This window comes from Aeromonas sp. ASNIH2 (assembly GCF_002934795.1).
In the GTDB taxonomy this organism is placed as follows: Bacteria; Pseudomonadota; Gammaproteobacteria; order Enterobacterales; family Aeromonadaceae; genus Aeromonas; species Aeromonas caviae.
The window spans coordinates 909,489-930,924 of sequence record NZ_CP026406.1 but is presented as its reverse complement, the minus strand read 5'-3'; the positions used below and the strand labels follow the sequence as shown (position 1 = coordinate 930,924).

The following is a 21,436-nucleotide window of genomic DNA, read 5'->3' as shown; positions in this document are numbered from 1 at the left end:
GGGCACAAGGGTCGGCATGGCCGGCGCACCCCGCCTCTGATTGAAGAGGGGGCCAGCATACTGCAAAGCGGGATTTTCTGTCATTGATATGACCCCGCATTTTCCCGCTTTGCGCTCTTCCCTTATCCCAGCACCAGATTGCGCAGCCAGCGCCGCTGGCGAATGCGGCGCTGCACCAGCAGCACCTTGGAGAGCTCCTCCAGCAGGACCACCGCCACCACCCAGGAGAGGGGCCAGCCCAGCAGGCTGACCGCCACCCAGGCCAGCGGCAGGCCGATGCACCACATGCCGACGATGTCGATGAAGATGCTGTAGTTGACGTCCCCCCCCGAGCGCAGCACCCCGACGATCCCCACCATGTTGAATACCTTGAGCAGCATGCCCAGACACATGATGGCGAGCACCTGGCCGGCCTCAGTCATCAGCTCGCCCGGCAGGTTGCCGACCCATTGCAGCAGGCTGCCCTGCATCAGCCAGACGGCGGTCCCCACCAGCAGGGCGCCGACGGGGGCCAGCAGCAGGAAGAGCTGGGAGTGCTGCCAGGCCTCGTCATACTCCTCTGCCCCGAGCCGGTGACCGAGCAGGGTGGAGCAGGCCACCGCCAGCCCGAAGAAGAGGGAGATGAGGATGCTCTCCAGCGTGCCGAGGGTGGTCATGATGGCCAGGGCGTCGGTGCCGAGGTGCGCGTAGAGGAAGCCGTAGAGCAGCATGCCGAAGGCCCAGAGCCCGTCGTGCAACAACAGCGGCAGGGCGATCAGGGTGAAGCGCACCACCTCCTTGCGCCTGAAGGCGGCGAGCCAGTCTTGCTTACGCGGGATGAGACGGGGCTCGGTACGCCACACATAGGCAAGCAGCAGCGCGGTCTGTAGCAGGCGCGAAAGGGTGGTGCCCCAGGCGGAACCGGCTACTCCCATGGCCTCGGCGCCGAAATGGCCGAAGATGAGGGCATAGTTGAGGATGACGTTGGCGATGATGGCGATGATGCCGATACGGGTCGGCGCCGCGGCATTGCCCACCGAGCGCAGGGCCGACTCCAGGGGCACCACCACGGCGGTGCAGAGGATGGTGGCGCCGGTGATCATCAGGAACTCGTCGGCCAGCTCGCGCAGCGCGGGCTCCTGGCTGGCAAACCCGAGCACGCTGCCCGGTGAGAACACATAGACGAGGGCAAAGGGCAGGCTCACCGCCAGGGCGCCCACCAGGGCCAGGGCCAGGGAGCGGCGCACCCCGGCCATCTCGCCACGGCCGAAATATTGTGCCGCCAACACCGAGACCCCGCCCGAGAGCCCCGCTATCACCAGCAGATTGAAGAAGAAGACCCGGTTGCCCAAGCCGACCGCCGCCACAGCCGTGGTGCCGAGCTGGCTCACCATCATGATGTCGATGAGGCCGAGCAGGGAGAACATCATGGATTGCAGCGAAACCGGCAGGGCCAGTCGCCACAGTCGCGTCATGAACCCGCGATCGGTGGTTTGTTTTAAAATCGCTTGCCAATAATTCATTTATGTTAACCGGGTTGGTAAAAATCAGGGTTTGTCGTGGGTATGATAGGGGTGATATCGGGAGGCTTCACTGTGAGCCTCTCTCGGCTTTCTTGTGCAAAACTATCCTGTTGAGGTGCTATGCCATTTATCAGCGAGTGTCTGGAAATCGCCCCGGCCTGCGAAGAGCGGATGCTGGGACGCGAAGGGCTGCCCCTGCTTGGGGAGGCAGGCGTCTTCCTGACCGGCCTCTCGACGATACGGGAGCACTACCTTATCCGCCGCAACCGACCGGAGTTTCATATCCTGATGGTGAGCCATGACGAGGGGGGCGCCCTGCTCACCGATGGCGGGGAGCAGCCCATCCCGGCGGGAGCCCTGGTCTTTCTCCCGGCCGCCGTACCGGGGGGCCTCAGGCTGGTGGGGGAAGCCTGGCATACCAGCTGGATCCTGCTGGACGACGTGCCTCGCTGGCAGCATCTGCACCGGCTTGGCCATCGCATCTGGCAGGGGGAGGAGGGGGAGCAGCTCTACCATCTGCTCAGCCTGATGCAGGGGGAGGGAATACGTTCGCCACTCCAGCCCCAGCTGCTGAGCCTGCTGCTGGCGCTCTTGGAGCGAACCCTGCAGGGGGAGGTGCGCGGCACGCCGGAGCTGCGGCTGCAGGCGCTGTTTCGGCGGGTGGAGGCACGTCTGGACGAGCCCTGGAGCGTGGCCCTGTTGGCCGACCAGATGGCCTGCTCGGTGCCCCATCTGCACCGGCTCTGCCAGCAGGTGTTCGGCATGGGCCCCATGGCTTGGCTCACCGGGCTTCGCATGAACAAGGCGCGCCAGTTGCTGCTCTACACCAACTGGCCGCTGGCCGAGCTGGCGGCCCGGGTCGGATACAGCGACGGCGCCAACTTTGCCAACCGTTTTCGCCGCCTGACGGGTCAGACTCCGGGGGCCTTTCGTCGACTGGGTCGCAAACCTTTCGCAAGGGAGGTGCAAACCCTTTGAAATTGTTGGCTCAAGCCCATAGGATCGACGGGCCACACAGTCAAGGTACAGATCCATGTTTGAAGATAATAATCAGAAACGTCCCCTCTACATTCCCTACGCAGGTCCAGCCCTGCTGGAGACGCCGTTGCTCAACAAGGGCAGCGCCTTCACCAGCGAAGAACGCAGCAGCTTCAATCTGGAGGGTCTGCTGCCCCAGAACATCGAAACCATCGAAGAGCAGGCAGAGCGTGCCTATCGCCAGTTCATGGCGTTTGGCAACGACATGGACAAGCACATCTATTTGCGCAACATCCAGGATACCAACGAAACGTTGTTCTACCGCCTGCTGAACAACCACCTCACCGAAATGCTGCCGGTCATCTACACCCCGACGGTCGGCAAGGCGTGCGAGGAGTTCTCCAACATCTATCGTCGTGCTCGCGGCCTCTTCATCTCCTATCCGGACAAGGACAGGATCGATGACATGCTGCAAAACGCCACCAAGCAGAACGTCAAGGTGATCGTGGTCACCGATGGCGAACGCATCCTGGGCCTCGGGGATCAGGGCATCGGCGGCATGGGCATTCCCATCGGCAAGCTCTCCCTCTACACCGCCTGTGGCGGCATCTCCCCGGCCTACTGCCTGCCGGTGGTGCTGGACGTGGGCACCAACAACCAGCAGTTGCTGAACGACCCCTTCTACATGGGGTGGCGCCATCCGCGCATCTCCGGCGAAGAGTACGACGAGTTCGTCGATGCCTTCATCCAGGCGGTCAAGCGCCGCTGGCCGGACATCCTGCTGCAGTTCGAGGATTTCGCCCAGGGCAATGCCACCCCACTGCTCAACCGCTACAAGGATGAGCTGTGCTGCTTCAACGATGACATTCAGGGGACCGCCGCGGTGACCCTGGGCAGCCTCATCGCCGCCTGCAAGGCCTCCGGTGCCAAGCTCTCCGAGAAGCGGGTCGCCTTCCTCGGGGCGGGCAGTGCCGGGTGTGGCATCGCCGAGCAGATCGTGGCGCAGATGAAGGCCGAAGGGCTGACCGACGCCGAGGCGCGGGGCCGGGTCTTCATGGTGGACCGATTCGGTCTCATCACCGACAAGATCCCCAACCAGCTCGACTTCCAGCGCAAGCTCTCCCAGCCGGTCGAGCGGATCAAGGAGTGGCCGGTGGGGGACAACATCTCCCTGCTGGAGGTGATGGAGCACGGTCGCCCGGACATCCTGATCGGGGTCTCCGGCCAGCCCGGCCTCTTCACCGAAGAGGTGGTCAAGACCATGCACAAGCACTGTGCCCGTCCCATCATCTTCCCGCTCTCCAACCCCACTTCCCGGGTGGAAGCCACCCCGGCGGATCTCATTCGCTGGACCGACGGCCAGGTGCTGGTCGCCACCGGCAGCCCGTTCGCACCGGTGGAGTACAAGGGCAAGCGCTACGTCATCGCCCAGTGCAACAACTCCTTCATCTTCCCGGGGATCGGCCTTGGGGTGATCGCCTCCGGTGCCAACCGGGTGACCGATGCCATGCTGATGTCGGCCAGCCGTGCCCTGGCGGATTGTTCACCCCTGGTGAAGGGGGAAGAGGGCTCCTTGCTGCCGGATCTGGCGGACATCCATCAGGTCTCCCGCTACATCGCCAAGATGGTGGCCAAGACCGCCATGTTGCAGGGCAAGGCGGTGCAGACCCCCGATGATGTGATCGATCAGGCCATCGAGGCGAACTTCTGGCGCCCCGAGTACCGCCGCTATCGTCGTACTTCCTTCTGATCCCAAGGGGACAGACACGCAGAAGGGATGCCTCGGCATCCCTTTTTTGTGCACGGCTGTGAAGGAAGAGGAGGTTATTGTGCCGGTTGCTCGGCGGGGGCGGGCTCGGCGGGATTGCTGACACCGGTGACCCGGATTTCGACCCGGCGATCCGGGGCCAGGCAGTCGATGAGGGCAGCCCTGGCTTTGATGGCATCACACTGGGTGCCGGTGACCGGGTTGCTCTCGCCATTGCCCTGGATGCTCACCTTGTCTGCGGGCAGCCCCTTGCCAATCAGGAAGTTGGCGACCGTGCTTGCACGGGCCTCCGACAGTGCCTGGTTGTTGGCATCCGAGCCGATGCGGTCGGTGTAGCCCATCACCATGGCGTTGCCATCCTTGGGTTTGACGTCGACGATCTGCTGGTAGAGGGCGTCGAGTGCCTGCATCCCCTCCGGTTTGAGCTCCGCCTTGCCAAAGGCAAACAGCACATCCGAACTCAGGTTGAAGGTCTGATCCACCGGCTCGGGAGCCGGGGGCGGCGGTGCCACGACCAGAGGCGCGGCCACCGGCACTGCGGCGACGGTGCGATTGGGGTGAAGCACCAGCTCGATGGTGGCGGTACTGATGTCGCTGACCCAGCGTTTGGTGCCGCTGCCCACCTTGTCGTTGTCAGGATCGTCCCCGACTCGCACCATGTAGCGGTAGCGGGTCTGGATGTCTACCCAGTCGCTCAGTCTGGCGGTCAGTCCCAGACCCGCCAGGGGAGCCAGGTTGTCATCTCCCCCGTTGACGGAGTCGACGTGATAGAGATAACCACCCCCTTCGGCAAAGACAGAGAAGATGTCCCCCAGGGGCAAACGGCCAATGACCGACAGGGTGGCCCCCTTGCTGTTGAAGTCCTGGCCGGCAATATCCCAGTCACCGGTGGAGAGGTAGCCGAGCTCTGCCCCCAGATTCTCGTTGTAGTTGTAGCCGACAAAGGCGTTGATGGCGGTTGCGTCCTTGCCGACGTCCTGGCTGAAATCATCGATGTCATGGGCAAAGGCCCAGCCACCCCCAGCCCCCACATACCAGTCGTGAACAGGTGCCGCCTGGGCGGCACTCGTCGCCAATGCCAATGCAATCCACACAGGTTTCAGTCTTATGTTCATCGCGTATCCTCGTCGATGTTGGGTGTTATAGGGCTCCCAGCCCTTTGCTATGTATAGCCAACATTATGTATAGGCGATGTGAGCGCATTAACCATTTAAGTGACGCATCTGTATGGAAAATCGGTGAGACAGGCAGGTGGGCTGCCCGCGCTGGCGGTGCCGTTCGGGCATTAAAAAAGGGGCCGGAATGGCCCCTTTTTTTAACAGGTGGTTGTCCCCTTATTGCTGCACTTCCTGTACGCCGGTGACGCGCACTTCGACGCGGCGATCCGGTGCCAGGCAGGCGATCAGCTGAGCCTTGGCCTTGATGCCGTCACACTGGGTGCCGGTGACCGGGTTGGCTTCACCACGACCTTCGATGGAAACCTTGCCAGCCGGCAGACCCTTGCCAACCAGGAAGTCGGCCACGGTGCGGGCACGGGCTTCAGACAGCTTCAGGTTGTAGGCATCGGAGCCGATGCGGTCGGTGTAACCCACCACCACGGCGCTGCCATCTTTCGGCTGGACGTCGACGATCTGCTGATACAGGGTGTTGAGCGCAGCAGCCCCTTCCGGCTTCAGGGTGGATTTGCCGAAGGCAAACAGCACGTCCGAACTCAGGGAGAAGTTCTTGTCGACCATGACGGGCTCGGGAACCGGCTCGGGAGCCGGTGCCGGGGCCGGTGCCACATAGGTGGTGCGGTTCGGGTGCATCACCAGTTCCAGGGTGGCGACGCTCATGTCGGTTTTCCAGGTTTTCTGATCGTCACCCAGATCCCACATGTAGCGGTAGCGGGCCTGCAGGTCGATAAGGTCGGAGAGCTTGGCAGTCAGACCCAGACCCGCCAGCGGCGAGGTCCCGTTGTCGCTCTGGCCATTGCCGTTGACGTGGTTGAAATAGGCACCCCCTTCGGCGAAGACGGAGAAGATGTCATTCATGGGCAGGCGTGCGATACCGGACAGGGTGGCACCCTGGGTTTTGAAGTCGACGCCATCGACGCCAGCCTTGCCGGCATAGAGATAGCCGAGCTCGGCGGCAAAGTTCTCGGTGAAGTTGTAACCGCCGAGCAGGGAGAGCGCGGTGGCGTCCTTGTCAGCATCCTGGCCGAAGGTATCCAGGTCGTGGCCATAGGCCCAACCTGCACCCATACCCGTGTACCAGTCGTCGGCCGCTTGAGCGGTGGTGGTTCCCATGGCTGCAATGGCCAGAGCAATCAGGGTTGGTGCCATTTTCATTTTCATCGTTTTATCCTCGTTGAGTTGCCGTGCTATGGGCGTACTGCGCACTCTTTGTTATACCGGTCGCAGATGACACTTCATGTGCGACACCGTGAGCGGATCACGGACGGCTTGAATAAAAAATGGATGGAAACCTGGATTCTCATGAAGCTGTTTCTCCATGGACAACTAACCGGGCACTGAGCACTTTTAATAGTTCATCCAATGTCTTACAAGCGTTGCTACTGTATTCTTTTGAATCAGCGTGATCAAGTTTCTGCACAGATATGCAGCGCCGACACCGGTGTCGCGGGGCCGCAATACGGGGGGCAAAGGGGAGAAAAGGTGAGACAGAGAGTGTCGCTGGGGGGAGGAGAGAGACAGCAAAAGGGGATGCCGTGGCATCCCCTTTTTTACGTTACCTGAGCGAAGTCAGATTACTTTTGAACTTCTTGTACGCCGGATACGCGAACTTCTACGCGACGGTCCGGAGCCAGGCAGGAGATCAGCTGAGCCTTGGCCTTGACGCCGTCACACTTGGTGCCGGTGACCGGGTTGGCTTCGCCGCGACCTTCGATGGCAACCTTGCTGGCAGCCATACCCTTGCTGACCAAGAAGTTGGCAACGGTGCGGGCACGAGCTTCAGACAGCTTCTGGTTGTAAGCGTCGGAACCGATACGGTCGGTGTAACCAACAACAACGGCGTTGCCGTCTTTCGGCTGGAACTCAACGATTTGCTGGTACAGAGCGTTCAGGGCTTGCACACCTTCGGCCTTCAGGCTGTCTTTGCCAAAGGCGAACAGCACGTCGGAGTTCAGGGCAAAGTTCTTCTCAACGATTTGCGGAGCCGGGGCCGGTGCTTCTTCAACAACCGGGGCCGGAGCAGGCGCTACGTAGGAAGTACGGAACGGGTGGTAAACGGCTTCCAGGGTCGCAACGCTCTGGTTGGACTTGTAGCGTACGTTGTCGGCGTGCAGGTCAGCCACGTCCCACATGTAGCGGTAGCGAGCTTGCAGATCCAGCGCGTCGTTGACCTTGTAGGTCACACCGGCACCGGCCAGCGGGGATACTTTGGTATCGCTGGTACCCAGACCGTCGGTGTGGCCCCAGTAGGCGCCAGCTTCACCGAACAGGGAGAAATCGTTGCCCAGCGGCAGACGAGCGATACCGGACAGGGTGGCACCCTGGCTCTCGTAACGGTTGCCGTCGGTGTTGCCACGGCCGGTGTACTGGTAGCCCAGCTCGGAACCGAAGTATTCGTTGAAGTTGTAACCAACGAAGGCATTGGCAGCAGCCGCATCTTCTTCGCCAACGTTCACGCCTTCGATCTTGTTCAGACCGTTGAAGTGAGTTGCACCAACACCGGCGCCGAAGTAGATGTCGTCAGCGGCGTGAGCTGCAGTTGCACCCATGGTGGCCATAGCGATGGCGATCAGGGAAGGAGCCATTTTCATCATAAAATAATCCTCGTTGAGATGGCACGTTGTTCACGTGCTTCGCACTTTGTAATTTATGTAAGCTGCTGGCTCTGTCGACCAACGACGTTGGTGCGAACAGGGATCCTAGATCCATCCAGGAGGCACGTATCTGGGTGCACAAGTGTGCGGGTTGCACTGTCGACAATGCATACTCCGCCACGAACAGCCGACGTCATTCCGATGACGTGGCGCACTTTATGCCCATTTCAAAACATGATCAAGCTCACAGATAAGGGATGGGGCAAATTGTGTCGTAGGGATAACTGGCTGTTTCTTGGGATTTATTAGTGATCCAAGTAGGCGCGATGCAGTTTCTTCTCAAGCTTCATATAAGCCTCAGCCCAAGCGTGCCGCGGGATGGCGTCACCCGCCCTGACCGAGAGGACCGCAAGATAGTCCGCCTCGGTTGCTTCGCACAGCAAGGGTGTGAAACTGAGCAAGAAGTGACGGGCGAGGTAGGGATCGAGAGGCCAGATGTTGAGGATGGCCCGCGCCACGGGCTGGACGGCAGTGGAGCAGATGAAGTGCCGATGACCCGCTTCCAGCCATTGGGCCATCTCGGCGAGGCTTTCTTCCGGCACGATGCCGCCATCGCCTTTCTCCCTGGCCAGCGTCATCGTGTGACCATTGCCCAGTGCCAGGGTGCCGTTTTCTGCCACGACGCCGTCGTGGCTGCGCAGGGGAAGCGTCGTCTGGCCTTCAAGATAGAGGCTGCAGCTGTCCGGGAGGGCCGCCAGCACGGTGGCAGCGTCCCCCTGCATGGCCATAGGCAGCCAGAACGCTTCGGCCCGGGTCTGCAGACCCTGGGCGAGCTGACGGGGGAGGGAGTCCGGGTCGGAATGAAGACGGGAAATGATGCCGGGAAATGCCATGTTGATGACTCTCTTGGAAATAACCGGCGAATTATACGAGGGATGGCCGGGCAACAAGAAAGGTTTCTTTTCGAGACTGTTTACCTGAGGCGACGCAGCGATTACCATCCCCGAGGTTTGTGAAGGGTTGTCGTCGAAAGACGCTGATTATAGATAGAGGCTCGACCATAACGAGTCCGTTCAAAACTGATCCTGATTACCCATGATTAGCAGTCAGTTACCACGAACTATACTGATCTTACGTACAGTTATCGAGGTGCGAGATCATGGCCAAAAGCAAAATCCAATTCCAGAAAGGCTACAGCCTGTTTGAGTTTCTCAAGGACTATGGCACTGAGGCTCAGTGCGAAAACGCGCTGTTCACTTGGCGTTTTCCTAACGGCTTTGTCTGCCCTGAATGTGCCAACAAGACCTGTTGTCGCCTGAGAAGGCGGCCACGTGTGTGGCAATGCAATCACTGCCGTCACCAGATGTCATTGACTGGAAACACGATTTTCGCAAACACCAAGCTCCCACTGACCAAGTGGTTTCTGGCAATGCACCTGTTGTCACAAACCAAAACAGGCTTGTCAGCGATGGAGCTAAAGCGCCAGTTGGGCGTCAAATATGACACCGCCTGGATGCTCAAGCACAAGCTGCTGCAAGCCATGAAAGAGTCCGATGACAAGCAGCCCATCAGCGGCATCATTCAGCTCGATGATGTCTACTGGGGTGGCGAGCGCCGTGGTGGCAAACGGGGTCGGGGCGCGGCAGGCAAGACGCCGTTTGTGGCAGCAGTGGCCCTGAACAAGGAAGGACATCCAATCAAGATGCGGATGACGGTGGTCGATGGTTTCAAAACCAAGTCCGTTGCTGATTGGGCAAAACGGCATATTGCCAGTGGTAGCGCGGTGATATCCGATGGATTGGCCTGTTTCAAAGCGGTCAAGGAGGCCAATTGTGAGCACCTGGGAGTTGTCACCGGGGGCAACCTGGACTGGCTGGATCATCCGGCATTCAACTGGGTAAACACGATGATAGGAAATGTGAAAAACTCGCTGCGGGGCAGTTGCCATACGCTCGGAGCGAAGCATTTACCAAGGCATCTTGCGGAATACTGCTTCCGGTTTAATCATCGTTTTGACCTCAATAGCATGTTGGTAGAATTGGGGCATGCAGTCGTGGCAAGCCCTCCGATGCCATATCGGCTCTTGAAGCTGGCTGAGGGTCATGGGTAATCAGGTAGCTAATTGATTAAATTCACGATCTTTTTCTGGGATCATGAAGGGGCAAAAATCGCTTTACGGGTCTGATGGCGCTTGCTGCTGAATTTACTGTCGGCGAAGATGATTTGATGACCCATTATGTCACGCTGCGATAGAGATCTAGATGGAGATCACGATCTCAAGGTATTATTCGCATCATCGATTAAACAGACGTTATGCTACAAAAAGTCAACGCAGTACCGATAAGGACAAGATATGAACGATGTAACACTATCAGTTCAACGGTTAGCTTCATACAGAGAAGCCATAAAAAAAATTAAACAAGGCAAATGTTCCTTATCTTTCCCGAAGGATACCAACATAGAATCCATTCTCGATTTTGAATCTGATCTTGTTCAGTTGGCTGCCTGGCTTGATGCCCGACTTGATGGGTTTAATAAAATTCAAGAAATATCCACTGAAATCAGTAAAGGCAGTGTTCTTGATGAGGTTTTAAATCGCATATATGACACATTTCATGAAATAATACCTTACGATAGGATCGGCTGCGCATTAATATCTGATGATTATGAGCGGGTTTTCGCTCATTGGACAAAAAGCAATTACCCAGAAAAAGTAATGATCAAAAATGGATATACTGCTTTTTTAAGTGGTAGTAGTTTAGAGGGGATACTAACCTCGCAACAACCCCGCATTCTTAACGACCTGCAACTATATTTAGCTGAAAACCCTAATTCATTATCAACTAAATTAATAGTTGCTGAAGGCATTCAATCAAGTTTAACCTGCCCGCTCATTGCAGATGGTAAGCCTATCGGTTTCATTTTCTTCTCTAGCAAAGAAAAAAACACATACATTGATGCCCACCAAAAAATATTTATTAACCTTGCAAGGCAAATATCATTTTTAGTCGAAAAAAACCGTCTTTATCAACGCATCTATGACATAAACAATCAGTTGGTAAATGCATTGGCGCAACTCAAAGAGCAGTCTTCTCGGGATGCACTTACTGGTGTTTTTCATCGGGGCGCTATAATGGAATTCCTAAAAAACACCATCGAAAAAGACACAAGAAAAAAACAGCCTACTACTGTAATACTTGCTGATATAGATCATTTCAAACATGTCAACGACACATATGGTCATGTTGCTGGTGATACAGCGCTGAAGGAGGTCAGTAAAAGTTTAACTAACCACTTAAGGAGTCATGATTGTGTTGGGCGTTATGGTGGTGAGGAGTTTTTAATTATACTGGGTGAAACCAATGCCACAGATGCTCTGTTAATTATAGAGCGTATCCGTCAAGCAATTTCTGATCTAAAATTTGAAAGGAATGAAGGCAATTTTTCTGTCACCATGAGCTTTGGTATTGCCTGTTCAGATAATACCTCACATATAAAGACTGAAGAAACATTACTACTAGAAGCGGATAGTGCTTTATATCATGCAAAAAACGAAGGTAGAAATCGTGTATGTATCGCATAAAAAGATTTAATTTGGCTTGAATAGTGAGAATCGCGGTTGCCATACGCTCGGAGCGAAGCATTTACCAAGGCATCTTGCGGAATACTGCTTCCGGTTTAATCATCGTTTTGACCTCAATAGCATGTTGGTAGAATTGGGGCATGCAGTCGTGGCAAGCCCTCCGATGCCATATCGACTCTTGAAGCTGGCTGAGGGTCATGGGTAATCAGGTTTATTTATCACTCGGCCAGTTTCTTTTATTTTATCTTTATTTGGTTGGGTGGAACTGGAAAGCCATTTTTTTTGGAAGATTGCCAACGTCAAACCTTCATCTACATCCATGATTTTAAATGCTCTCGCACTCATGCTGTATAGTTCGTGCTGATAATACTCCCGAGCTTTTGTAAAACCATATTGAATAAGTACGCCGTCACCTACAGGGGATATAGGGTTTCCATCAAATCGACCGTATGTGTATACGTGCATACTCCATTCTTTGTGGACTGAAACAAAGGCGTGTCCGGTTCCCTTTGTTTCAGTCCATAGAAAGACACCGTTTGCTAAAATATCACTGGTTTTTTCGCAAATTTCATTTCCTGATTACCCATGATTAGCAGTCAGTTACCACGAACTATACTGATCTTACGTACAGTTATCGAGGTGCGAGATCATGGCCAAAAGCAAAATCCAATTCCAGAAAGGCTACAGCCTGTTTGAGTTTCTCAAGGACTATGGCACTGAGGCTCAGTGCGAAAACGCGCTGTTCACTTGGCGTTTTCCTAACGGCTTTGTCTGCCCTGAATGTGCCAACAAGACCTGTTGTCGCCTGAGAAGGCGGCCACGTGTGTGGCAATGCAATCACTGCCGTCACCAGATGTCATTGACTGGAAACACGATTTTCGCAAACACCAAGCTCCCACTGACCAAGTGGTTTCTGGCAATGCACCTGTTGTCACAAACCAAAACAGGCTTGTCAGCGATGGAGCTAAAGCGCCAGTTGGGCGTCAAATATGACACCGCCTGGATGCTCAAGCACAAGCTGCTGCAAGCCATGAAAGAGTCCGATGACAAGCAGCCCATCAGCGGCATCATTCAGCTCGATGATGTCTACTGGGGTGGCGAGCGCCGTGGTGGCAAACGGGGTCGGGGCGCGGCAGGCAAGACGCCGTTTGTGGCAGCAGTGGCCCTGAACAAGGAAGGACATCCAATCAAGATGCGGATGACGGTGGTCGATGGTTTCAAAACCAAGTCCGTTGCTGATTGGGCAAAACGGCATATTGCCAGTGGTAGCGCGGTGATATCCGATGGATTGGCCTGTTTCAAAGCGGTCAAGGAGGCCAATTGTGAGCACCTGGGAGTTGTCACCGGGGGCAACCTGGACTGGCTGGATCATCCGGCATTCAACTGGGTAAACACGATGATAGGAAATGTGAAAAACTCGCTGCGGGGCAGTTGCCATACGCTCGGAGCGAAGCATTTACCAAGGCATCTTGCGGAATACTGCTTCCGGTTTAATCATCGTTTTGACCTCAATAGCATGTTGGTAGAATTGGGGCATGCAGTCGTGGCAAGCCCTCCGATGCCATATCGGCTCTTGAAGCTGGCTGAGGGTCATGGGTAATCAGGTAGCTAATTGATTAAATTCACGATCTTTTTCTGGGATCATGAAGGGGCAAAAATCGCTTTACGGGTCTGATGGCGCTTGCTGCTGAATTTACTGTCGGCGAAGATGATTTGATGACCCATTATGTCACGCTGCGATAGAGATCTAGATGGAGATCACGATCTCAAGGTATTATTCGCATCATCGATTAAACAGACGTTATGCTACAAAAAGTCAACGCAGTACCGATAAGGACAAGATATGAACGATGTAACACTATCAGTTCAACGGTTAGCTTCATACAGAGAAGCCATAAAAAAAATTAAACAAGGCAAATGTTCCTTATCTTTCCCGAAGGATACCAACATAGAATCCATTCTCGATTTTGAATCTGATCTTGTTCAGTTGGCTGCCTGGCTTGATGCCCGACTTGATGGGTTTAATAAAATTCAAGAAATATCCACTGAAATCAGTAAAGGCAGTGTTCTTGATGAGGTTTTAAATCGCATATATGACACATTTCATGAAATAATACCTTACGATAGGATCGGCTGCGCATTAATATCTGATGATTATGAGCGGGTTTTCGCTCATTGGACAAAAAGCAATTACCCAGAAAAAGTAATGATCAAAAATGGATATACTGCTTTTTTAAGTGGTAGTAGTTTAGAGGGGATACTAACCTCGCAACAACCCCGCATTCTTAACGACCTGCAACTATATTTAGCTGAAAACCCTAACTCATTATCAACTAAATTAATAGTTGCTGAAGGCATTCAATCAAGTTTAACCTGCCCGCTCATTGCAGATGGTAAGCCTATCGGTTTCATTTTCTTCTCTAGCAAAGAAAAAAACACATACATTGATGCCCACCAAAAAATATTTATTAACCTTGCAAGGCAAATATCATTTTTAGTCGAAAAAAACCGTCTTTATCAACGCATCTATGACATAAACAATCAGTTGGTAAATGCATTGGCGCAACTCAAAGAGCAGTCTTCTCGGGATGCACTTACTGGTGTTTTTCATCGGGGCGCTATAATGGAATTCCTAAAAAACACCATCGAAAAAGACACAAGAAAAAAACAGCCTACTACTGTAATACTTGCTGATATAGATCATTTCAAACATGTCAACGACACATATGGTCATGTTGCTGGTGATACAGCGCTGAAGGAGGTCAGTAAAAGTTTAACTAACCACTTAAGGAGTCATGATTGTGTTGGGCGTTATGGTGGTGAGGAGTTTTTAATTATACTGGGTGAAACCAATGCCACAGATGCTCTGTTAATTATAGAGCGTATCCGTCAAGCAATTTCTGATCTAAAATTTGAAAGGAATGAAGGCAATTTTTCTGTCCCCATGAGCTTTGGTATTGCCTGTTCAGATAATACCTCACATATAAAGACTGAAGAAACATTACTACTAGAAGCGGATAGTGCTTTATATCAAGCAAAAAACGACCTGATTACCCATGACCCTCAGCCAGCTTCAAGAGCCGATATGGCATCGGAGGGCTTGCCACGACTGCATGCCCCAATTCTACCAACATGCTATTGAGGTCAAAACGATGATTAAACCGGAAGCAGTATTCCGCAAGATGCCTTGGTAAATGCTTCGCTCCGAGCGTATGGCAACTGCCCCGCAGCGAGTTTTTCACATTTCCTATCATCGTGTTTACCCAGTTGAATGCCGGATGATCCAGCCAGTCCAGGTTGCCCCCGGTGACAACTCCCAGGTGCTCACAATTGGCCTCCTTGACCGCTTTGAAACAGGCCAATCCATCGGATATCACCGCGCTACCACTGGCAATATGCCGTTTTGCCCAATCAGCAACGGACTTGGTTTTGAAACCATCGACCACCGTCATCCGCATCTTGATTGGATGTCCTTCCTTGTTCAGGGCCACTGCTGCCACAAACGGCGTCTTGCCTGCCGCGCCCCGACCCCGTTTGCCACCACGGCGCTCGCCACCCCAGTAGACATCATCGAGCTGAATGATGCCGCTGATGGGCTGCTTGTCATCGGACTCTTTCATGGCTTGCAGCAGCTTGTGCTTGAGCATCCAGGCGGTGTCATATTTGACGCCCAACTGGCGCTTTAGCTCCATCGCTGACAAGCCTGTTTTGGTTTGTGACAACAGGTGCATTGCCAGAAACCACTTGGTCAGTGGGAGCTTGGTGTTTGCGAAAATCGTGTTTCCAGTCAATGACATCTGGTGACGGCAGTGATTGCATTGCCACACACGTGGCCGCCTTCTCAGGCGACAACAGGTCTTGTTGGCACATTCAGGGCAGACAAAGCCGTTAGGAAAACGCCAAGTGAACAGCGCGTTTTCGCACTGAGCCTCAGTGCCATAGTCCTTGAGAAACTCAAACAGGCTGTAGCCTTTCTGGAATTGGATTTTGCTTTTGGCCATGATCTCGCACCTCGATAACTGTACGTAAGATCAGTATAGTTCGTGGTAACTGACTGCTAATCATGGGTAATCAGGAAAAACGAAGGTAGAAATCGTGTATGTATCGCATAAAAAGATTTAATTTGGCTTGAATAGTGAGAATCGCGGTTGCCATACGCTCGGAGCGAAGCATTTACCAAGGCATCTTGCGGAATACTGCTTCCGGTTTAATCATCGTTTTGACCTCAATAGCATGTTGGGGCCTTGTTGCTCAAATCGGGGAACTATCTGTCATCTCGGTGATCTGATCCTGTAGCGCAGTCTCCGAGAGCATCAGATGGGCAAGTCCAAGCACAAGATCAGCAACTGGCAGCAGTACAACCAAGCCTTGGTGCAACGCGGTTCGTTGACCATCTGGATGGACGAACAAGCCATTAAGCAGTGGCATTGCCTGGTCCACCATGGCCGCCGAGGGAGAGGTTTCCACTACAGTGACACCGCCATTGAGACGGCCCTGATGCTAAAAGGCTTGTTCAAGTTGCCGCTGCGGGCGCTAGAAGGCTTCATTAACTCGTTGTTCCAACTGATGGCGGTGCCTTTGCAGTCGCCGGACTATAGCTGTATCAGCAAGCGCGCCAAGACCGTCGACATCAAGTACCGCGTCCCCAGCCAAGGCCCGGTGGCTCACTTGGTCATTGATGCCACCGGCCTCAAGGTCTATGGCGAAGGCGAATGGAAAATTCGCAAACACGGCAAGGAGAAGCGACGAGTGTGGCGCAAGCTCCACTTGGCGGTGGATGCCACAACCCATGCGGTCATCGCTGCCGAAGTCAGCCTGGAGACGGTGGCGGATAACGAGGTGTTACCGACGTTGCTCAACCCCTTACGACGCAAGATAAAACAGGTCAGCGCCGATGGTGCGTATGACACCAAGGCCTGTCATGCGCTACTGAAGAAGAAGGGGGCGAAAGCCACCATACCGCCGAGAAAAAATGCGGCACCGTGGGAGGAAGGCCATCCCCGCAACGAGGCGGTGACGGCGCTCAAGGCCGGTGAACTGAAGCAATGGAAGAAAGACTCCGGCTATCACCAGCGCTCGATAGCCGAGACCGCCATGTACCGGTTCAAGCAACTCATCGGGCCAACGCTGAGCCTGCGGAACTACAACGCCCAGGTGGGCGAAATCCTGGCTGGCGTGAAGGTGATGAACAAGCTGATAGGGCTTGGTATGCCTGTTCGCCAGCCAGTGAATTGAGTGGTATCAACGGGTTGGGGAACGGCCATCCAGCGACGGATTTGATCAACAACGCCGCATGTTGGTAGAATTGGGGCATGCAGTCGTGGCAAGCCCTCCGATGCCATATCGACTCTTGAAGCTGGCTGAGGGTCATGGGTAATCAGGAAACTGATACACTTGACTACGAGTCGTCGCGAAAAATAAAGGTGGAGTCAATCCGCCGAACGGAGTATGGAACACATGAATTCAAATATCGTAACTGTTGGCAAGAAGATCCGTCAGATCCGCGAAGCGGTAGGCCTGAGCCGTCCCAAGTTTGCCGATCTGCTGGGCGTCCCCCCAACCACCCTGAAGAACTATGAACTGGGTTACCGTGAAGTTGGAGGCGCCTTCCTGGTTGCCCTGGCCCACCACCCCGATCTGCACAAGTTCACCCTCTGGCTGCTGGCTGACAAGAAAGTCGCCGAAATCGGCCAGATCGGTCCGGACGATATTGCCAAGGCTTGATTCGGTTCAACCTTGATAAAAATGCCGCCCTCGAGGCGGCATTTTTTATTTATCAAAATGGATGATTATTCAATTAAATAATGGGTTGTGTGCGGTCAACGGCGATTTTCACTAAATCATCTTGTCGGGCTGGATTAATCCACGGAACACTCCGACCCTTTTAATTCAGGCGGTGATCCACACAGCGAGACAACGATGAGCCAATCCATTACCAAAGCCAGAGATGGGTTTACCAGCACCTTTGGCGTGCTGGCCGCGACCCTGGGGTCTGCCGTCGGGCTCGGGAATATCTGGAAGTTTCCCTATCTGACCGGTGAGAACGGTGGCGCCGGTTTTCTGCTGGTCTATGTCATCGCCACCCTACTGGTGGGATTGCCGGTGATGATCTCCGAGATCATGCTGGGGCGCGAGGCCAGGACGGATGCGGTCAGCGGGCTCATCAAGCTGGCTCCGAAGGGGCAACCCTGGTGGCTGATCGCCGCCATGGGGGTGAGCGCGGCCTTCCTCATCATGTCGTTCTACTCCGAGGTGGCGGCCTGGGTGTTTGCCTACATCTTCAAGGCGGCCAGCGGCGAGATCCTCTCCACCGATCCCGCCGTCACGGGGGCTGCCTTCAATTCGCTCATCACGGATCCCTTGCAGAGTCTGCTCTGGCAGTGGCTGGTGCTGGCCCTGATGGGGGGGATCTTGCTAATGGGGGTCTCCAGGGGGATCGAAGCGGTCACCAAGCGGTTGATGCCACTGCTCTTCATCCTGCTGCTGGTGATAGGCGTGCGCAGCCTGACTCTGCCCGGAGCGAGCGAAGGACTGCATTTCCTGTTCTCGCTGGATTTCTCCAAGGTGACCGCAGGCGTCGTGCTGACGGCCATGGGGCTGGCGTTCTTCAAGCTCTCCATCGGGATGGGCTGCATGATGACCTATGGCAGCTACTTTCGGGACGATCAGCACATCCCTCTCACCACGGTACGGGTGATGTGCGCGGATCTCTTCGTCTCCATGCTGGCGGGGATCGCCATCTTCCCGGCGGTGTTTGCCTTTGGCTTCGAGCCGAGCGCAGGCCCCTCCCTGCTGTTCATCACCATACCCGCGGTCTTTGCCAGCATCCCGTTTGGACACCTCTTCATGGTGCTCTTCTTCGTGCTCTCCGCCATCGCAGCCACCGGGGCCATGCTCTCCATCCTGGAGGTGCCGGTCTCGGTGCTCTCCGAGCGCTTTCACATGAGCCGCATAAGGGCAACCTTGATCAACCTGCTGGTACTGGGGGCGGTCGGCTCGACCTGTGCGCTCTCGAGCAGCACGCTGGCGGATGTGCAGGTTGGCGGGAAAACCTTCTTCGATCTGTTCGACTTCGTCTCTTCCAACGTGCTGATGCCCCTTGGCGGCATCTTCCTCTGCCTCTTTGTGGGCTGGGTATGGGGATTCGAGCGGATGACGACGGCGCTGACCAATGGAGGCAAGCTATCGCTGCCCATCCTCAGTCCCCTGTTTTTCATCATCCGCTATGTGTCGCCGCTGCTGATCCTGGTAGTGATGCTCAAGGGGCTGGGGCTGTTCTGAGCCGCGTCGCCAGAAACAAAAAAGCGCCTATTGGCGCTCTTTTTGTCTTTTACCCCGATATGTCTTCATATCAGGCAGAGTCGTGACAGCTCCTCCTTGAGCTGCTCCAGGTTGCGCTCGACACAGGCTTCCCCCTCGTTGATGGCGTCGCTCGCGCGGTGGAAATCCATGATGGAGAGGTTGCCAAGGCGCGGGCAGAGCTGGATCTCGGGGGGATCCCCGGCCATCCGGGCACGGGTGATGCGCTCCTGCATGATGTTGATGGAGCCCGTCATCACCCCCCACATGCCGGGGGTACTGGGTTCGCGCTCGCCCCGGTTCAACCACTGGCTGAGCAGCCCCCCCTGCACGGGCTCGTCCGGTTCGTCGGTCCAGGGCTGGTGCATGTCGGTGTTGAGGTTGACGGCGATCACCACCTCGGCTCCCATGGCGCGGGCCAGGGAGATGGGGACCGGGTTGACCACGGCCCCGTCCACCAGCCAGCGATCCTCCACCCGGGTCGGGGTGAGCAGGCCGGGCATGCCGCAGGAGGCGCGCACACACTGGCGAAGCGGCCCTTCCTGCAACCAGATCTCGCGACCGGTATCGAGTTCGGTGGCGACGCAGGCAAAGGGCAGCGGCAGGCTTTCGATGGCGGGATCCCCCAGATGGCCGGCGGCGATGCCAAACACCTTGTCACCGCGAAACAGGCCGCCTGAGAGGGCAGGATCGAGCAGCCCCATGACCTGCAGGCGGCTGAAGCCGCGCACCCAGCTCTCCAGCTTGTCCAGTTCACCAGCGGCATAGGCGGCGCCGACAAAGCTGCCGATGGAGCAGCCAGCCACCAGATCCGGCTTGACGCCCAGTCGCTCCAGGGCACGGATGATGCCGATGTGGGCCCATCCTCGGGCCGCACCGCTGCCCAGGGCCAATCCCAGACGGGGTTTTCGTGACACAGTTGCGTCTCCTGACATGAAGTGGGAGTCCAGCTTACTCCGGCTTCTCCTGTCCGTCATCCCGCCACGCTTCGCTGCGATTGCGGCCGTCGGCCTTGGCCTGATAGAGGGCGATATCGGCGCGGCGGATCACCTCCTGCAAGGAGATGGCTGGTGATTGACGACAGTGGCCCAGGCTGACGGTCACCTTCAGCTCGGCCGCGATGGCGCTCCAGGGATGCTCTGCTATGCACAGGCGAAGCCGCTCGGCCAAAGGGGCCAGAGGGATCGCTTCATCGGTGACGAGCAGCAGGAACTCCTCGCCGCCCCAGCGGATCAGGTGGCACTCCCGTGTCAGCAGGGACTGGCAGAGCTGCACCAGACGGATGAGGACCTGATCGCCCACCCCGTGGCCGAAACGGTCGTTGACCTGTTTGAAGTGATCGCAGTCAAACATGATGGCGCCGATGCGTTGGCGGCCTGCCAGGGCCTGGCGGTGTTCGAAGGCATCGAAGTAGTGGCGGTTGAAGGCGCCGGTCAGGGCATCGTGGCGCGACAGGTAGTTGAGACGCCGGTTGAGGCGCTGGGCACGCAGGCTGGAGACGGTCGCCACCACCAGACAGAGAATGGTGATGAGCGCCGTTGCCGATTGCCACAACAGCGTCTGCAGCAGAGGCAGCAGCGGGATGCGATGGATGAGGGAGAGCGGTGTCTCCGGGATGGGATAGACGAGCTGCAAGGCGCCCTGTTGCCACTCATATTCCGCTGACTGCGCCGTCCTGACCGGGGGCGGCGCGGTTCCGGACTGGCTGCTGGCGAGGATCTGCTGATGGGCGTTGAGCAGGAACAGGGTGCCAATCCGGGGGGCGAGGCGGTGCAGGGTCTGCGCCAGCGTGACGGTCTGGATGTCGATGCTGAGCAGGCCAATGATCTGGCCGCCCTGGGTAATGGGCTGGGAGAGGGTGATCATCTGCCCCCGTCCGGCAAAATCCTGGTAGGGGCGCGAGAGCATGGCGTGCTCCGGGTGGGGATGCCCGGCCATCGCCTCCTGCCAGTAGGCCTTGCTGTAAATCACGGGATCGAAGCGAAACTGGCTGGATGGCACCCAGGGATAGAGGTAGATGAAATTGTCCGTACCGGTGAAGTAGATCCAGGCCACGTCCCTGTCCAGCAGCTTGCTGGCGGTGGCGAGCAAGGGGGAGAGGCTGAGGGCGAGATGTATTCTGGCTTGCCGCTCGCTGCCGTCGTGGGGCAGCGGGCCCTGCCCGGTCAGGTTGCCGATGAGGGCGGGGGGCAGATCGACGGGGATGCGATCCAGGTTGATGCCGTGCTCCCCGTCGGATTGCAGCGCCTGATAGAGCTGGCGAGAGAGCACGGACTGGGGATTGCTGCGCAGGCGCTCCTCCGCCTGGCCGCGCATGGCCTCAAGGAAGGTCTCCATCCGCTGGTGCTGGCTGCTGAGCTGGGTCGCGGCGTTGATGGTGTCACGCTTGTTGATCTCGGTAACCTGGCGAAACGCATGTTGCAGGGCGAGCAGCAACAGCAGCAGGCCGAGGCCCAGCAGCAGCCACTGCAATCGGTATCTGGCAAAGGCGGGGGAGGGAATGGACATGGGCGTACCGGAAGATGGCGAGAGTCGGC

General features: G+C 56.1%; 18 protein-coding genes and 2 pseudogenes. 11 read left to right on the top strand and 9 right to left on the bottom strand.

The window, feature by feature from the left end:
• Nucleotides 1-122 precede the first annotated feature (122 nt).
• Nucleotides 123-1,502: an MATE family efflux transporter gene (locus tag C3F36_RS04225; RefSeq protein WP_104454549.1), complete on the bottom strand. Its 1,380-nt coding sequence runs from the start codon at nt 1,500-1,502 to the stop codon at nt 123-125.
• 120 nt (nt 1,503-1,622) lie between these two features.
• Between C3F36_RS04225 and C3F36_RS04220 the strand changes: the two genes are divergently transcribed.
• Together C3F36_RS04220 and C3F36_RS04215 are read left to right on the top strand one after the other, a co-directional pair.
• Complete coding sequence (locus tag C3F36_RS04220; protein WP_041213342.1) at nt 1,623-2,480, top strand: helix-turn-helix transcriptional regulator; 858 nt, start codon at nt 1,623-1,625, stop codon at nt 2,478-2,480.
• A 55-nt stretch (nt 2,481-2,535) separates the two neighbouring features.
• Nucleotides 2,536-4,230: an NAD-dependent malic enzyme gene (locus C3F36_RS04215; RefSeq protein ID WP_039039301.1), complete on the top strand. Its 1,695-nt coding sequence runs from the start codon at nt 2,536-2,538 to the stop codon at nt 4,228-4,230.
• Nucleotides 4,231-4,304: 74 nt separating this feature from the next.
• On the opposite strand, the gene C3F36_RS04210 is transcribed toward C3F36_RS04215, so the two are convergent.
• The 4 genes from C3F36_RS04210 to C3F36_RS04195 all read right to left on the bottom strand — a co-directional run bounded on the left by C3F36_RS04210 (nt 4,305) and on the right by C3F36_RS04195 (nt 8,910).
• Nucleotides 4,305-5,363, bottom strand: a complete 1,059-nt coding sequence (locus C3F36_RS04210; protein WP_048208140.1) for an OmpA family protein — start codon at nt 5,361-5,363, stop codon at nt 4,305-4,307.
• A gap of 219 nt (nt 5,364-5,582) precedes the next feature.
• Nucleotides 5,583-6,584, bottom strand: coding sequence for a porin OmpA (ompA, locus tag C3F36_RS04205; RefSeq protein WP_104454548.1), 1,002 nt, complete (start codon nt 6,582-6,584; stop codon nt 5,583-5,585).
• Nucleotides 6,585-6,997: 413 nt separating this feature from the next.
• Nucleotides 6,998-8,017 carry a porin OmpA gene (gene ompA / locus C3F36_RS04200; RefSeq protein ID WP_010673501.1) on the bottom strand — a complete coding sequence of 340 codons (1,020 nt, stop codon included), beginning with the start codon at nt 8,015-8,017 and terminating at the stop codon, nt 6,998-7,000.
• Nucleotides 8,018-8,322: 305 nt separating this feature from the next.
• The gene (locus tag C3F36_RS04195) at nt 8,323-8,910 is read right to left on the bottom strand and encodes a hypothetical protein (protein WP_104454547.1); all 588 of its coding nucleotides are present in this window, start codon (nt 8,908-8,910) and stop codon (nt 8,323-8,325) included.
• Nucleotides 8,911-9,176: 266 nt separating this feature from the next.
• On the opposite strand from C3F36_RS04195, the gene C3F36_RS04190 reads away from it, so the two are divergent.
• The 3 genes and pseudogenes from C3F36_RS04190 to C3F36_RS04180 all read left to right on the top strand — a co-directional run.
• Entirely contained in the window at nt 9,177-10,127 is a 951-nt protein-coding gene (locus C3F36_RS04190; RefSeq protein ID WP_043851557.1) for an IS1595-like element ISKpn3 family transposase, read from the top strand.
• Between the two features lie 243 nt (nt 10,128-10,370).
• A complete protein-coding gene (locus C3F36_RS04185) occupies nt 10,371-11,600 on the top strand; it encodes a sensor domain-containing diguanylate cyclase (RefSeq protein WP_104454546.1) in 1,230 nt (409 codons plus the stop codon).
• Between the two features lie 37 nt (nt 11,601-11,637).
• Nucleotides 11,638-11,805: pseudogene (locus C3F36_RS04180) on the top strand (IS1595 family transposase); the annotation flags it as partial.
• Here C3F36_RS04180 and C3F36_RS23220 read toward each other — a convergent pair.
• Nucleotides 11,796-12,065: a hypothetical protein gene (locus tag C3F36_RS23220; RefSeq protein WP_158656073.1), complete on the bottom strand. Its 270-nt coding sequence runs from the start codon at nt 12,063-12,065 to the stop codon at nt 11,796-11,798. The pseudogene C3F36_RS04180 and the gene C3F36_RS23220 sit on opposite strands and share 10 nt — an antisense overlap.
• Before the next feature lie 184 nt (nt 12,066-12,249).
• On the opposite strand from C3F36_RS23220, the gene C3F36_RS04175 reads away from it, so the two are divergent.
• A complete protein-coding gene (locus tag C3F36_RS04175; protein ID WP_043851557.1) occupies nt 12,250-13,200 on the top strand; it encodes an IS1595-like element ISKpn3 family transposase in 951 nt (316 codons plus the stop codon).
• A 243-nt stretch (nt 13,201-13,443) separates the two neighbouring features.
• Nucleotides 13,444-14,742, top strand: a complete 1,299-nt coding sequence (locus C3F36_RS04170; protein WP_233759711.1) for a sensor domain-containing diguanylate cyclase — start codon at nt 13,444-13,446, stop codon at nt 14,740-14,742.
• On the opposite strand, the gene C3F36_RS04165 is transcribed toward C3F36_RS04170, so the two are convergent.
• Nucleotides 14,651-15,601 (bottom strand): IS1595-like element ISKpn3 family transposase, encoded by a 951-nt coding sequence (locus C3F36_RS04165; protein ID WP_043851557.1) that lies wholly within the window; start codon nt 15,599-15,601, stop codon nt 14,651-14,653. The two genes, C3F36_RS04170 and C3F36_RS04165, sit on opposite strands and share 92 nt — an antisense overlap.
• Nucleotides 15,602-15,731: 130 nt before the next feature.
• Between C3F36_RS04165 and C3F36_RS24145 the strand changes: the two are divergent.
• The 4 genes and pseudogenes from C3F36_RS24145 to C3F36_RS04150 form a co-directional block, all read left to right on the top strand.
• Nucleotides 15,732-15,839, top strand: a pseudogene (locus C3F36_RS24145) (IS1595 family transposase); the annotation flags it as partial.
• Nucleotides 15,840-15,917: 78 nt separating this feature from the next.
• On the top strand, nt 15,918-16,835 hold the full coding sequence (locus C3F36_RS04160; RefSeq protein ID WP_104454370.1) for an IS5 family transposase: 918 nt from the start codon (nt 15,918-15,920) through the stop codon (nt 16,833-16,835).
• A 222-nt stretch (nt 16,836-17,057) separates the two neighbouring features.
• Nucleotides 17,058-17,324 carry a helix-turn-helix domain-containing protein gene (locus tag C3F36_RS04155; protein WP_010673503.1) on the top strand — a complete coding sequence of 89 codons (267 nt, stop codon included), beginning with the start codon at nt 17,058-17,060 and terminating at the stop codon, nt 17,322-17,324.
• A 195-nt stretch (nt 17,325-17,519) separates the two neighbouring features.
• Nucleotides 17,520-18,881, top strand: a complete 1,362-nt coding sequence (locus tag C3F36_RS04150; protein WP_104454545.1) for a sodium-dependent transporter — start codon at nt 17,520-17,522, stop codon at nt 18,879-18,881.
• A gap of 65 nt (nt 18,882-18,946) precedes the next feature.
• Here C3F36_RS04150 and rssA read toward each other — a convergent pair whose 3' ends face one another.
• Both rssA and C3F36_RS04140 read right to left on the bottom strand, forming a co-directional pair.
• The gene (rssA, locus tag C3F36_RS04145; RefSeq protein WP_029313973.1) at nt 18,947-19,816 is read right to left on the bottom strand and encodes a patatin-like phospholipase RssA; all 870 of its coding nucleotides are present in this window, start codon (nt 19,814-19,816) and stop codon (nt 18,947-18,949) included.
• Between the two features lie 34 nt (nt 19,817-19,850).
• A complete protein-coding gene (locus C3F36_RS04140; protein ID WP_199769664.1) occupies nt 19,851-21,407 on the bottom strand; it encodes a sensor domain-containing diguanylate cyclase in 1,557 nt (518 codons plus the stop codon).
• Between the last annotated feature and the right edge of the window lie 29 nt (nt 21,408-21,436).